Annotated in this window: 12 protein-coding genes and 1 tRNA gene; 7 read left to right on the top strand and 6 right to left on the bottom strand. The window is 52.7% G+C overall.

What is annotated here, in order from left to right; genetic code table 11:
* Window positions 1-83: 83 nt before the first annotated feature.
* The gene (locus AC3WMT_RS12515; protein ID WP_103303823.1) at window positions 84-2,225 is read right to left on the bottom strand and encodes a DEAD/DEAH box helicase; all 2,142 of its coding nucleotides are present in this window, start codon (window positions 2,223-2,225) and stop codon (window positions 84-86) included.
* Window positions 2,226-2,329: 104 nt separating this feature from the next.
* Window positions 2,330-3,955: a HamA C-terminal domain-containing protein gene (locus AC3WMT_RS12510; protein WP_177431392.1), complete on the bottom strand. Its 1,626-nt coding sequence runs from the start codon at window positions 3,953-3,955 to the stop codon at window positions 2,330-2,332.
* A gap of 668 nt (window positions 3,956-4,623) precedes the next feature.
* Between AC3WMT_RS12510 and drt5 the strand changes: the two genes are divergently transcribed.
* From drt5 to AC3WMT_RS12495, 3 genes are all read left to right on the top strand, one after another.
* Window positions 4,624-6,129, top strand: a complete 1,506-nt coding sequence (gene drt5, locus AC3WMT_RS12505; protein ID WP_103303822.1) for an antiviral reverse transcriptase Drt5 — start codon at window positions 4,624-4,626, stop codon at window positions 6,127-6,129.
* Window positions 6,130-6,798: 669 nt separating this feature from the next.
* A complete protein-coding gene (locus tag AC3WMT_RS12500) occupies window positions 6,799-7,767 on the top strand; it encodes a DUF932 domain-containing protein (protein ID WP_103303821.1) in 969 nt (322 codons plus the stop codon).
* Between the two features lie 66 nt (window positions 7,768-7,833).
* Window positions 7,834-8,010: a hypothetical protein gene (locus tag AC3WMT_RS12495; protein WP_158249170.1), complete on the top strand. Its 177-nt coding sequence runs from the start codon at window positions 7,834-7,836 to the stop codon at window positions 8,008-8,010.
* Between the two features lie 26 nt (window positions 8,011-8,036).
* Here the strand turns inward: AC3WMT_RS12495 and AC3WMT_RS12490 are convergent, their stop codons facing one another.
* Entirely contained in the window at window positions 8,037-8,282 is a 246-nt protein-coding gene (locus AC3WMT_RS12490) for a helix-turn-helix domain-containing protein (RefSeq protein WP_103303820.1), read from the bottom strand.
* 163 nt (window positions 8,283-8,445) lie between these two features.
* On the opposite strand from AC3WMT_RS12490, the gene AC3WMT_RS12485 reads away from it, so the two are divergent.
* Window positions 8,446-9,498 carry a toxin-antitoxin system YwqK family antitoxin gene (locus tag AC3WMT_RS12485; protein WP_103303819.1) on the top strand — a complete coding sequence of 351 codons (1,053 nt, stop codon included), beginning with the start codon at window positions 8,446-8,448 and terminating at the stop codon, window positions 9,496-9,498.
* 165 nt (window positions 9,499-9,663) lie between these two features.
* Here the strand turns inward: AC3WMT_RS12485 and AC3WMT_RS12480 are convergent.
* Both AC3WMT_RS12480 and AC3WMT_RS12475 read right to left on the bottom strand, forming a co-directional pair.
* A tRNA-Ser gene (locus tag AC3WMT_RS12480) sits at window positions 9,664-9,753 on the bottom strand.
* Window positions 9,749-9,985, bottom strand: a complete 237-nt coding sequence (locus tag AC3WMT_RS12475; protein WP_146041236.1) for a hypothetical protein — start codon at window positions 9,983-9,985, stop codon at window positions 9,749-9,751. Before AC3WMT_RS12475 ends, AC3WMT_RS12480 begins: the two co-directional genes overlap by 5 nt.
* Window positions 9,986-10,049: 64 nt before the next feature.
* On the opposite strand from AC3WMT_RS12475, the gene AC3WMT_RS12470 reads away from it, so the two are divergent.
* From AC3WMT_RS12470 to AC3WMT_RS12460, 3 genes are all read left to right on the top strand, one after another.
* Complete coding sequence (locus tag AC3WMT_RS12470) at window positions 10,050-10,739, top strand: crotonase/enoyl-CoA hydratase family protein (protein WP_103303818.1); 690 nt, start codon at window positions 10,050-10,052, stop codon at window positions 10,737-10,739.
* Between the two features lie 217 nt (window positions 10,740-10,956).
* Entirely contained in the window at window positions 10,957-11,679 is a 723-nt protein-coding gene (locus tag AC3WMT_RS12465; RefSeq protein WP_103303817.1) for a lysophospholipid acyltransferase family protein, read from the top strand.
* A gap of 133 nt (window positions 11,680-11,812) precedes the next feature.
* Window positions 11,813-12,784, top strand: coding sequence for a magnesium and cobalt transport protein CorA (locus AC3WMT_RS12460; protein WP_100848073.1), 972 nt, complete (start codon window positions 11,813-11,815; stop codon window positions 12,782-12,784).
* A gap of 49 nt (window positions 12,785-12,833) precedes the next feature.
* Here the strand turns inward: AC3WMT_RS12460 and AC3WMT_RS12455 are convergent, their stop codons facing one another.
* Complete coding sequence (locus AC3WMT_RS12455; protein WP_103303816.1) at window positions 12,834-13,562, bottom strand: amidotransferase; 729 nt, start codon at window positions 13,560-13,562, stop codon at window positions 12,834-12,836.
* Window positions 13,563-13,595 lie beyond the last annotated feature (33 nt).

Here is a 13,595-nt window from a genome sequence, read left to right as displayed (position 1 = left end):
GCAATGGGCTTAAGAACATCAGTTAAGAACGTCGGTATCGTGGTATGCCCCTGTTCGCTTGAATCCTCAGCAGCCGGAGGTCGCTACATTTCGGCCACCGCCCAACGCATCAAGCTCTGCTCAAAGCTGGTCAGTCTAAGTCGCTCTATTCTCGGAGCCAGTGCCCGAAGTTTCGCCAGCAGGTCATTCAGATGCTCCGATGGCAGGATGAGACTTTTGATCTGAGTCGAGATCTGAGTGGGGATCCCGTATTCGTCTAATGCGGTGAGTAGCGGGTCGAGGAACATATTTTCGAGCTGCTCAGCAAAGAAGCTGAAATCGCCCGGCTCGATTAATCTTTTTGCGAACACGTCGGCCTGGATTTTGTTGACGGCCATGATGTTCCTAGGCAATCGGAAGCAGACCATATTTCTGATGAACTTCAGCCGAAGGTTGATCGCTTCACTGGGTGTGTGTTCTTGTCGCCGATTCTCTACCGCGTCTCGTAGATATGCGGGCAGGTTTTTCTGATTTCGGAGCTCATTGATGTGCCACGCCAATTGCGAGCTGGACACTATCCCGTAGTCCATCAGGTTACCGCCTTCTAAGCTGAAAACCAGCTCACATAAGTAGTTGATCTGGCTCGGCTCTGGGATGCCTTTCCAGCCCAGCAGTCTACCGCTGCTCGGCAGGTCTCGAATGATCGCTTCCGCCACTTCGACTTGCCGATCAATCGGAATGTGTCGGTTTTCGATCAAGGTCGTCGGCGACAATATCGGGTTGGCGTACGCGTCCTGAAGTCTGCCGCGAGAGATATCCGTCAGATACTCAGGTTCCAGTTGCATCAAGAGCCCCATTGGAGAGTTTTCATCTTGATTGCCGATGGGGTACTCGACGCTCAGGCCCTTCTCCAAAGGGGGACTTTCGAGCATGAACACCTTGCCGATAAAGTACTTGTTCATGCGACCTGCACGACCGGAAATGTTCTTGTACGTGAAGTAATCGAACGTCGAAGTATTCAGGCGGCGGTCGTAAATAATCACGTTCTCCGCCGAAGTGTTAACGCCCTCAATCATCGTCGACGTACAGATGATTCGCTTGATGATGCCCTCGTTGAACAGCTTGACAATGTACTGCTGCAGAGCGCGTGGCACGCCACCATGGTGAATTCCGATGCCGAGAGAGATTGCCTTGGCAACGTTCCATTCTGGGTGGTAGTGCTTGGAAATCCATGCTGCGATTTCTTGCGTTTCCGGCACAGGAGTAAGTCCCGCCTCCTCAATCAAATACTCGGCCACCCTGTTCGCACTGGGTGGCGCCTGGCAGTAGATCAGAGTGGGCGAGTTCAGCGTTTTGACCAGCTCCAGCAGCTTTTCCTTTCTCTCCTCGGAGCGCATCCTTAGATTGAAATTCTGAACGTCGACCGCGACAGTGCTGAAGTCGGACGGGATGAAGTGATACTCGTAACCATCCAAACCAGAGATCTTCTGAATATGCGGTCCTAGCATGTAGAACTGGGCACCAGTCGTGGCCAGCTTGTGGAAGGCCAAGCTCAGATCAATCGCTCTCGTGCTCTCGTCTAGGTCACTCGCCAAATCGATTTTGTAGAACTCGTCCAAGACGAAGAACTCCACATCCGTAAGGTCGGGACGCTGGATGACACGTTCCTGGGTCAGGAGATAAACGTTAATTGCATCGGGTACTTCTTGCTGGCTGGGGTGTGTGATCAGATTGAAGTCTCTGAAACGCTTGACCAAGCGGCGACGGGTTTCATCGATCAGCGCAATGGTCGGTACGATTACAACTACCTTTTTGAATCGTCGCTGCGCCAGTACAGCGTCAATCACGAGGCTTTTCCCGACGCTTGTAGAAGCGCTGAGCACTACGTTCCGGCCTTGCATAATTAAGCTGAAGACGTGGGCCTGCAGGTGATGGAAAACCATTCCCTGCTCAACACCTTCAACCCTGTGAGCCTCATAGGCCAAACGATCAGAAGTCGCAATGTTGCTGAGGTGGGGCGTAATGTAAGGGAACAGTCCGACGGCGCGTACCATGCTGAGCAGGAGCGACTGTTCGACCGTGTCGAAAATCTTGAATTTTTCGAGGGCTCGGATCACTAGGTCGCGGCCTTCCCACTCAGAGTTGCTTCTATTGACTGTGGCATTGATGGCCAACAACACATCAATTGTCGATGTGCCCTCGCCACCAAGTTTCGCCAGCTTGTTTTTGATTGTTTCGTAGTTCATGACCGCTTCATTCCTTGAGTTCCCCGAGACTGGTCGAGCCGTTCGGGATGTCCTCACGCTCTAGTGCGCTCTACTGTTCAAAACCAAGAATAGGTACATCATGCCTACAGCTCCTCCAGCTTTTCGCAGCGTGCGTTGAAAGCCTTGATCAACAGTTCAATGCTTTCCATAGGCACTAGGAAGACCATTATCTTCACCTGTTTGATGTGCTCCGGCAGTTGCGTGGCAAACGCACTGAAATGGCTCTCGATTTCTATCTTGAGGTTACTTACATAATCAGCGAGCCAGCCTGATGAGAGCGCTTCACTGTCATAGGTCAACAAGATGGGGAAGCAGAGGACACTCAGCATGTCATCGACTGGAGAATTACGATGAAGGGCTTGGTTGAAAGCATCTGCTTTGGGCTGGTGGTGTAGGGGCTCGCGCAGCGAAATGATGATTTCACGCTCTGCCGACAGCGCCGTTTCTGAGATCGTACTGTCAAGGATTTCGCCGATCTGCTCCAACGTTTCATCCATTTTGTTCGCTTGGATCAGGCGGGCAAGGCCAAGCCATAACTGATCATCTTGACCATGTATCTGAACGATATGAGCGTTACCAAACTCAGAAAGCTTGCCGGCAGATTTGTAGAAAACTTTGCAAGCGACGGGCTCGCTGTTTTGGCGGCTGCGCAGGATGGCGTGGAGAATCAATTCTGCAATGAGCCTGTCACGCGGGAGCTCACTGCCGCCGAAAGCATTTATTGACCGGGCGAGAATCGCCTCAGCGTTGTGCGCAAGGATATTGACGATCTCGCTAGCCTTTAGGGAAAACTCCGGAAGCCATTCAATAAGGTGCTTTGCGAAGAGCTCATGCCTCCATTTTTTCAGCGAATACTTCACATCAAAGCCAGAAAATGAATGCAGCAGCCCTTCTTCGGTGCTCCCGTGAAACTCGACCAAGAACGGTTCCGGGCGTTTTTTATAGGGTTTGGAGGTGGCTACTGATTTGTCGTCAGCCTCATCCAATAGCTTTTTCAAGTACACCAGTGCCGGCTCACGGAGAATGATCTTTGATGCAGCGGCTGTCTTCGCGTTAGCGGTAGCAGCCTTATCAGCCATCTCCAGAAACTCATCGTAAATTGTCTGCAATTGAGTGTAGTTGGGGCGGTTTCCAAGCCCTTCTGCGAGCTGAGACAGAGCCTTTATATTGAACGCCTCCAACGCATCCACATCGCCATAAACCTGCCAGACACAATTCTCAGCCCAGTATGCAAAATCCCGTTTTTGCGGAGAGACGAACCTCTTGAATTTTTTGACCAGTGTCGTGCCTCGGTCTGTAGTGGAGTCAGGCAATACCCGCTTCCCTAGCTCAATCTTGAACCCCTCTAGAATCGTTGCGACGTCGCGCTTGGTCACGATTCGAAAGCGAGCATTTCCTGGGCGCTTATCGCATTTCAACGACTTATGCAGCAACGTAGAATCAGCCTTGGTACCGTCCAACGCCGTTACCTCTTTCCAGTTCCATTTACTGTCACTTTCAGTGGTCTTGACTTGGATGTACTCGTTGACGCAGTCCCCCGCACAGTGGAATACAGCGACAATATCGTCCGCGGTCTCGCACTCCACCTGGGAGTAGCTACTATCGCGGAGCATCTTAAAAATGAAGCTGACGGCTACGTGGTCTTGATACTTGAAACCTTGCCTTGCCGCAGGCCCGCCAGCATTGGATGGGCTAGTAATACGCACCATGACATCCCTGTATCGCAAGAAATTTTCAGAAATCAGGCATCCGCTTTGCCGACCAAGGCGGTACAAACGGAGCCTGTTAGTACTTAGACGCTACCACTAATGGCAATTGGCCGGCCATCAGCAATGTTGACTATATTCTGCGAATCTTTCAGCCACTTCGGCGAGCGATAGGCGCCTTGAGTGGGCCACATCGGTGTGAGATGGCACCCAAAACAATTAGCTTTAACCTAGTTCTGGCGATGTGACTCAAGCTAACTGGGAATTTCATTAGCAAATTTTGTGTGGAAGGTAGTACCAGCCAACTTGCCTTACCGGTTGATCAATTGAACATTTTTTGACCCGATTTGAAGCTGCCCTTACCAGTTGATTAACCTTGGCAAGACTGCGCTGGCAGCGCATTTCGGGGACATGCACCACTGCCAAAATTTAAGCAATTCGGAGTAGTAACTAAAATCCCGGCTACCCTGGAGATCTTCCAACCCAGTGAGTATTGCCTTGTACACCCCCTCTTGGCGTTAGCTCCGCGACGTGACGGGTTGCAAGCGCCTCTCAAAGCGTTATAAAGCCGGGGGGGGGGGGGATTACGCCCCGCCTAGACATGTCAGTGCATTATCTAAGATGCTTCCAGCGCCTCTGGATATCTGTACAACCCCTACTTTGGAGCGACTGTGAACACCCGCGATTTCTTCGAACTAGATTTCATGTCCGGGCTCTTCCCTCTGAAAACCAACAAGCTGATGATGGAAAACGCGGGCCCCGAACTGGCAGAGTATGTCCGACGAGTGCTGTCTGACCTGCCAGACGATGCGCCTTACAACTTTCTAGGGCAAGAGCGCGCACACGCGGCAAAACCAAACCATCATCTCAGGCGAACGATCGTCCTTGACCCGGTTTGCACCTTCTTCATCTATGACTTGGTGTATCGCAACCGGCGAGCTTTCAGTAGCCGAAAAAAACCTGATCGAGTCACCTTCGGATATCAATTTGTTGAAGGCTCCCCAATCGCGGTACATAAGGCGTTCGGTGATTACACCAGAGCCATCAATACCGAGCGAGACGATTTCGGACACTCGCTCAGCTTCGACATCGCCTCATACTTCAACGCGATATACCACCACGATCTAACCAACTGGTTTGCCAGTCTGAAAGACGTCAAGCATGACGATGTAAAAGCGTTCGGCACCTTTATGCGAGAGATCAACTCAGGAAGGTCGATCGACTTCCTTCCACATGGCTTGTACCCAACTAAGATGATTGGAGCGGGCTTCCTAAGCTTCGTTGAGACCTCTGGCGAGATCAAATCCGCTTGTTCGTTACGATTCATGGATGACATCCATCTATTTGATGATTCTCGAGACACGCTTGTGAGCGACTTTCTGAAAATTCAGGATCTGTTGGGTGTAGTCGCGCTCAACGTAAATGCGGCAAAGACTAGCTTTGACTTCGGCCTCGGTACCGTTAACGAATCAGCCTCCACGATACGAATCAGACTTCGTGAAATTTTGGATGATGACCGCCCTCGCACTTACTTCGGATCAGGCAGCGACTGGTCGGATGGAAGCGACGAGGACGAATACGACGATGACTACGAGGACGAGATTTCAAACGAGAAGATTTCAGAGCTCGAAGATTTACTGCTTGATGTCCGAGCCGACGAAGACGACGTTGAGCTCATCCTCGGCATCCTTCAGGAAAATAATGCAGTTCCTGCCACAGCGATTCCCACGCTTTACTTGCGTTTTCCAAACATTGCAAAGCAGTTGTACAAACTAGTAGCTGCCTCGGATGACAAGGAGGCGATCGCAAAAGGCTTTGCGCAACTGCTCGATTCGGAGGCGGAATTGCTGGAGTACCAGCTCTTTTGGCTTGCCGTAATTGCAGAGGACCATCTCGGCAATACCGACGAGTTCGGGGAGCTGGTTATGGGAATTTATGAACGTTCTGAAGCGTATGAAATTGTCGCAGCGAAGGTTCTAGAAATACCGGATCAGACGTTTGGCCTCAAAGCTATCAGAGCTCGGATCTTGAAGTCAGGAGCCTCCAACTGGAAGAGCTGGGCGTCTGCCGTGGGCACGCGGACATTACCTATCGCAGAGCGTAACTACGCTCTAGGATACTTTGCGAATGCCTCCCCCATGAATCATCTCATCGCGAACTGTGTGAAGAAGCTCTAGCGCCTTAATGCCCGACCTCGTCATGCGCTAAAGCTCTATGATTTTGGATACTTAGTAAAAAACTTACTCAACATTTTTTAGTGAGCGGTCGCCTGGTCGCAAGCCGCTAAGCCTAAACAAGTGCTGTGGTTTTTATGTCAAAAACCAATAGATAGCCATCGAGCTCTGATGACATCAGGTGACCAAGACCAAATCCCCACACGTATCCCAACCTTTTTTAGATCTATATCACCGCAATGAATCGCCCCGCATATGGAGCTAAACATGTCATTGCATTGCCCTCTGTGCTTTTCTGACCTCATCGCGCCACGAAACCATGCCTACCGCATCGGAGCATGCATCGGAGCAATTTCCGGCGCTTATCGTGGAGTCCGAACGGCGTTGTACGCGAATGCTTCAAGCTGCTCTACCCGTCGAACCGAGTCTCCAGTAGAACTGGCCACCAAAATCGCAGTTAGCGGCCTTATCGGCGGGGTTATCGGCTACAGGGACGGAATGGGAATAGGAGATCAGCTAGTCCACATAATGCTCCCCGGCCAAAAATGTCCAACCTGCGGCCATCACGTTATTAAGCAACACCCCGCTAGTTAGCCTTAACTCTACCCCTCATTCAGGCTCGCCGTTACACGCGGCGTTTATGCCTGCTCGCACGAAAAGGACGCACATCTGATGTCTCATCAAATTGAAAAAATGGCTTATGTCGGCGATACACCGTGGCACGGCCTCGGGAGTCGCCTTACTCAAAAACAACCCGTAGAGGTTTGGCAACGTGAGGCAGGAATGGACTGGGTAATTGCGGAAAGCCCCGTACATTTTAAGTCAGACGTAACAGGCCAATTCGGCTCTATACATACATTTCCTGAACAAAAAGTCCTATATCGCTCTGACACTAGGGCCGCACTCTCTGTCGTCTCTAGCCGCTACCAAGTGGTACAACCACACGACGTCCTTGAGTTCTATCGAGATCTCACAAAAGTGTCGGGTTACGAACTAGAAACGGCTGGAGTGTTGAAGGGGGGGCGCAAGTTCTGGGCGCTAGCTCGCACGGGGCAAGCGGCCACCCTAAAGGGAAATGACTTGGTAAACGGCTATCTGCTGCTTGCCACATCGTGCGACGGAACGTTAGCGACAACGGCTACGCCTACCACGGTCAGGGTGGTGTGCAACAACACACTTGCTATCGCCCTGGCGGGCTCCGGCCAAGCAATCAGAGTTCCCCACAGCACCCGCTTTGACCCTATTCAGATCAAAAAGCAGCTAGGAATAGCCGTCTCGCAATGGGACGACTTTATGTACCGCATGCGCACGCTCACCGACCGTAAGGTTCAACGGAAAGAGGCAATGAGTTATTTCATGAGCGTCATAAGTGAGATCAGCCCTAAGAGCGAGCTGCCGGAGGTACTTCCTAATGGACGTGCACTACGGGACGTTCAAGCGCTTTATGAAGGGCAAGGACGCGGTTCGAATTTAGCTTCTGCTAGCGGTACTGCATGGGGGCTACTCAACGCTGTAACGGAGTTTGTAGACCACAAGCGACGAGCAAGAAACGCAGACTACCGCCTAGATTCAGCATGGTTTAGCCAAGGCGCGGCTATCAAACAACGAGCTTTAGACACAGCCTTAGCGCTTGTAGCGTAAAACAAAAACACCCAGACGCGGCTAAGCCTATTGAGGCTTGCCGGCCATCCCCTCGAGGAACAAGTGATGAAAATTCTAGGCTCTGTCGGACTGTTGATCGCAATCATCGGACTGTTTGGGGGAAGCTTGGCGATCATTTTGGTCGCTTTGGCCGCTGTAAAATACAAAACGCTAATGGCTGCGCTGATATTGACCTGCGCCTTGCTTTGGAGGGTGGTCGGAGATCAGAGAACCGCATTTTGACAGACGCAGCTTGACCTGCTCGGGACTCAAAGACCTGCATCAGTAAGCAGGTCAGAAGGTTTGCAACGAAGCGCCATCGCTATCCGCACGATATTCAAAAACGTCACGTTTCGCTCTCCCCGCTCGATCTTCCCCATGTGAGAGCGATCAATTTCTGCCCCATCAGCCAACGCTTCTTGCGACAGCTCTAGCGCTGTTCGCCGGGCGCGCACCGCTACCCCCAATTTCACGAGATTCAGTTCTTTGTCTTTAGCCGCGGAGATTCTTGCCATGAGGCAGATCGTCCGACTAGCATGCCTTTACGACCACGGCATTTACGACCCATTTGATATGCACTATTCAGAGGAAACACGCGCGATCTCCACTGGCTTGATAACGCAAAAACCTACCTAACCCTGGCCGCTACCGGCCGCTTTTAATTATGAGAGAAGTTAAATGCTTGCTAAGAAAATCACTGCAGTAAGCGTGGTCTTACTGTCAGCCTTCGGTCTTTCAGGTTGCTTCGAAGACGTGGTTGATGGAAGGCACGTGGAAATTTCCAACGGACAGATTTACCAAATGGGAGAGGACCACCCCCTAACTGGGCAGGTCACCAACTTCTCAGAAGAGCGCACACCTTTTGAGGCGAGCCTCAATGACATGATCGTAATGATGAACCGTGCCGATGCACAAAGTAGCAATGTCCTGATGGGGCGCCGCCTCGCTTGCACGATCAACGTCACAGACGGTTTCCTTGATGGCGAAATCTCCTGCTCAAATCCGAATTCGAAAATCGTTCGTTATCGAGCGATCTATGAAAACGGAGCGCTAAACGGGCATGCAGAAGTTTTCGACGTAACAGGAACACACGTGCTCGTTGAGGCTGAGATTAAAAATGGTCTGTTTGACGGGGTACTGAAGAGATACAGCGCGAAAACCGGAAAAGTCGTCAGCATCGTTCGCACGTCAGCAAAACTCCTAGACGGCAAGCAGGAAGCATTTGATGAGAACACTGGGACCTTGACGTACGAAAGCACCGCAAGCAAGGGGAAGTTCAACGGTGTAATGAAGCGCTACTCAGCCAACGGTTCACTTACCTATCAGGGCGAATTTGTCGCTGGCAATAGAGTAGGTATCCATCAAGATTTCAACCCGACAACCGGTAGACCTACCGCCGCAGCTCCATTCGTAAACGGTAGGATAAATGGCGTGGTCAAAAAGTGGGACGAGAGTGGAAACTTGATTGAGGAGGCCACCTACCGTGATGGGGTGAAGGTGTTCGCCCCATCAGCACAAGCAGAAACTTCACCTTCGTCAACACCGGGCAGGATCTACCAACTCTGGTGCGATCCTCAGAGCGACTATTGCGATCTGGAGGGAAAACAGATTCTTCGTAAAGACCTCCCCAAATATGTTCCTTTTGGGGGATCCGACGATTGCATGTTAGAGATATGCGTCAACTCAAACCAAGAGGTAGTAGGCTTGAACCCTGAATATTATCAAAAGTAAGAAAGCATAATGGGGAGCTAAAGGCCCTGCGCTCTCCAGCCCCGCTAAGTTTCGGTGCTGGGGAGGACAGGATAATTCCCGAAAATCCGGATGGGGGAACAAATGGGGGAACAAATCCGCAAGGCACAAAAAAGCCCCGTAAAAACGGGGCTTTTTAGCTAAATATGGCGGTGAAGGAGAGATTCGAACTCTCGATACAGTTTCCTGTATACACACTTTCCAGGCGTGCTCCTTAAGCCACTCGGACACTTCACCGTATCTCTTCAAACATGTTCTGTCTGTCGAGGCGCGCTAATGTAGTCGAAAGCTTTTCCGATGGCAAACTTTTTTTCAGAATTTTCATGCGGTTAAGAGAAAAAGTCGTTTTGCCCCGCCGATGAGTCATGGCAAACCGGCCAATCTTCGGTGGGCATGGCCCTTCTATATAGAAGCAGAACTGCGCGGTACGCCGGTTGAGCCGGTAATCGGTGACCGGCGGGTCAGTCACGGCGCTTTACCTGGCCTGCGGTGGTGGGTAACGTCTGCCCATCTTTCTTACAAGGAATAGCGTCATGAGTGAGTTGATTGCCTACCACCTCGAAGACGGTATCGCGACCCTGACCCTGAGTAACGGCAAGGTCAATGCCATTTCCCCGGACGTGATTGCGGCGTTCAACGCGGCGCTGGATCAGGCGGTTGCTGATCGTGCCATCGTGATCATTACCGGCCAGCCTGGGATTCTGTCCGGCGGGTACGACCTGAAAGTCATGACTGCCGGGCCTAAAGAAGCGGTGTCGCTGGTGACCGCCGGTTCGACGCTGGCTCGTCGCTTACTCTCTCACCCCTTCCCGGTGATTGTTGCGTGCCCGGGGCACGCCGTGGCCAAAGGTGCCTTTATTCTGTTGTCCGCCGATTACCGCATCGGTGTCGACGGCCCGTTCAGCATTGGTCTGAACGAAGTGCAGATCGGTATGACCATGCACCATGCCGGTATCGAGCTGGCCCGTGATCGCCTGCGTCGCTCGGCGTTTCACCGCTCGGTGATCAATGGCGAGATGTTCGATCCGCAAAGTGCTGTGGATGCTGGCTTCCTCGACAAGGTAGTTGCCGCCGAGGAACTGCAAGGCGCCGCCCTCGCTGCTGCGCGTCAGTTGAAAAAGATCAACATGACTGCGCACAAAAACACCAAGCTGAAAGTGCGCAAAGCCCTGCTGGAAACCCTGGATAACGCGATCATCCAGGATCAGGAACATTTGGGTTAATCACCCGATTCCCGCCATAAAGAACAGCCCGACCGTCGTGTCGGGCTTTTTCTTGCATGCACGGTTTACAAAACCTCAATAGCTCTAGGACGCGTCTGACAACCCAGCCGGAAACATGCGCTTAAACATCGGCTATCTCCGGACTCTATAGCGGTAATTGCCGAAAACAGTGCACATCCGTACACTGCGCCACCTTTTGTCCCGGTGGGGCCTGAAAATGCTGTTCGTGTTTCGTATGTTATTGATGGGCCTGCACTTTATGGTGGCGGGTGTACTCGGGGTGATTCTCGGGGTGTGCCGTCCATTCAACCCGGACAACAGCCGTCTGTGCGCGCGCCTCTACGCATTACCGGCCATGTGCATTCTGCGCCTGCGAGTGAAGACCGATGTCAGCGGCTTGATGAACAAGCCCGACAGTTGCGTGATCATCGCCAACCATCAATCCAACTATGATCTGTTCGTGTTCGGTAACGTCGTTCCGCGCCGGACTGTCTGCATTGGCAAGAAGAGCCTGAAATGGGTGCCGCTGTTCGGGCAACTGTTCTGGCTGGCCGGAAACGTGTTGATCGACCGTGGGAATGCGCACAAAGCGCGCCAATCGATGCTCACCACGACGAATACCTTGCAGAACGAAGACACGTCGATCTGGGTATTTCCGGAAGGCACACGCAACCTCGGCGAAGAGCTGCTGCCATTCAAGAAAGGCGCGTTCCAGATGGCGATTGCCGCCGGGGTGCCGATCGTTCCGGTGTGTGTCAGCAGTTATATCAAGCACATGCGCCTGAATCACTGGCGCAGCGGGAAAATTCTCATACGCTCGCTGCCGGCCATTCCTACCGCCGGAATGACCATGGACGACATGCCCATGCTCATCCAGCAGTGCCGCGAACAGATGCGCGAGTGCATCGCATCGATGGATCGACAACTGCAAGCCGCGTGAAAAACAAACCCGCCCTGTGCGGGTTTTTCTTTGCCCGCTGAACTGTGCAGATTTCACTGACTCTCAAGCAGCGACACGGCTAAGCTAAAGCCTTGTATTCCCTGCCACTGCCAAGAAGAAGTGAACCACCACCATGGGTCGAGTTGTTGCCGCTGCGGTGTACAGCGCGGGTAAGAAAGTCACCAATATTTCCCTTGATGAAGGCGCCGCCTGGGCCGCAAAAACCGGTCACTTTGTGTGGATCGGTCTTGAAGAGCCGGACGCGCAAGAGCTGGCCAACCTGCAGCGACAGTTCAACCTGCACGAACTGGCCATCGAAGATGCCTTGGAGAAACACAGTCGGCCGAAGCTGGAAACCTTTGGCGACGCTTTGTTTATCGTCACCTACTCGCCCATCCGCGAACACGGGATCCTGCAGTTCATCGAAACCCACATTTTCGCGGGCAAGGGCTACATCATTACCGCGCGCAACGGCCACTCGGCGTCCTACGCCCATGTCCGTCAACGTTGTGAGGCGCGTCCGCTGTTGCTGGAGCATGGGGAAGATTTCGTACTTTATGCGCTGCTCGATTTCGTCATCGAGAACTATCAGCCTGTGGGCGAAGCGATTCATGCCGAGATTGATGAGCTTGAACGTAACGTGTTGTGCAGTGCATTGAACGAACACGACATCCAGAAGCTGCACGGCTTGCGCCGTGATGTTGTTCGCTTGCGCCGATACGCAGCGCCGATGGTGGAAATCAGCGAAGAGCTACAGAAGCTCAGCTTTCCCTTCATCGACAAGAACATGCGCCCCTACTTTCGCGATGTGCAGATCCATGTGACGCGGCAGATGGAAGACCTGACAACGCTGGCCGACATTGCCAGCCAGACCATCGAAATTGGTGTGTTGCTGGAAGCGTCACGGCAGAGCGTGGTGCAGCGCAAGTTTGCCGCGTGGGCGGCAATTCTGGCGTTTCCGACGGCGGTGGCGGGGATTTACGGGATGAACTTCCAGAACATGCCGGAGTTGAGCTGGCATTACGGATACTTCGCCGTGTTGGGCTTTATTACAGTGGGGTGTGTGAGTTTGTGGGCGAGTTTCAAGCGCTCGGGGTGGTTGTAGATCTGTGGGGGGGGAGCAAGCTCCCTCGCCACAGGGTCCGTATCCGGCTTTAAACGGCTTTAGCCTCAGGCTTGTGCGCCACAAAACGCATCATCCACTCGGCCACCGTGGTGCCATGGTGCTCCTGCTCCAGGCTGGCCACGCCTTTGCTGTAAATCTGCGAACCCAGTGCTTCCTGACGCAGGTCCAGTAGCGCACGCGAATAATCGTGAATGAATTCCGGATGTCCCTGGAAACACAGCACCTGATCGTTGATGTGATACGCCGCAAACGGGCAGAAATCACTGGAAGCAATGACCGTAGCGTTTTCCGGTAGCGCAGTGACCTGATCCTGGTGGCTGATCAGCAACGTCAGCTCTTCACGCACAGGGTTCATCCACGGCGCCTTGGCCGCGAGTTTGTAGTTGTGGGTACCGACGCCCCAACCCTGGGTTGCGCGTTCGCTCTTGCCACCGAGCAATAGCGCCAGCAGTTGATGGCCGAAACATACGCCAAGCAGTTTGTCGCCACGCTCGTAACGGTTCAGCAGGTATTCCTTGAGGGTCTGAATCCACGGATCAGTGCCAAACGAATCGGCCTTGCTGCCGGTGACCAGGTACGCATCGAAAGTCTGTTCGTCGCTCGGGTATTCGCCCTGCATCACGTTGTAGACCGTGAACTCGGCGGCAATCGGTTGCTGCGAGAACAGGCGCTGAAACATCTGCCCATAACCCTGATATTGATCGACCAGTTCCGGACGCAGGATGTCGGTTTCCAGAATGCAGATGCGTAGCGACATAAAAAATACCTGACACGTGATGGGAATAATGAA

The sequence above is a fragment of the Pseudomonas sp. FW305-7 genome, assembly GCF_058786735.1.
This window is presented reverse-complemented; position numbering and strand designations above follow the sequence as displayed.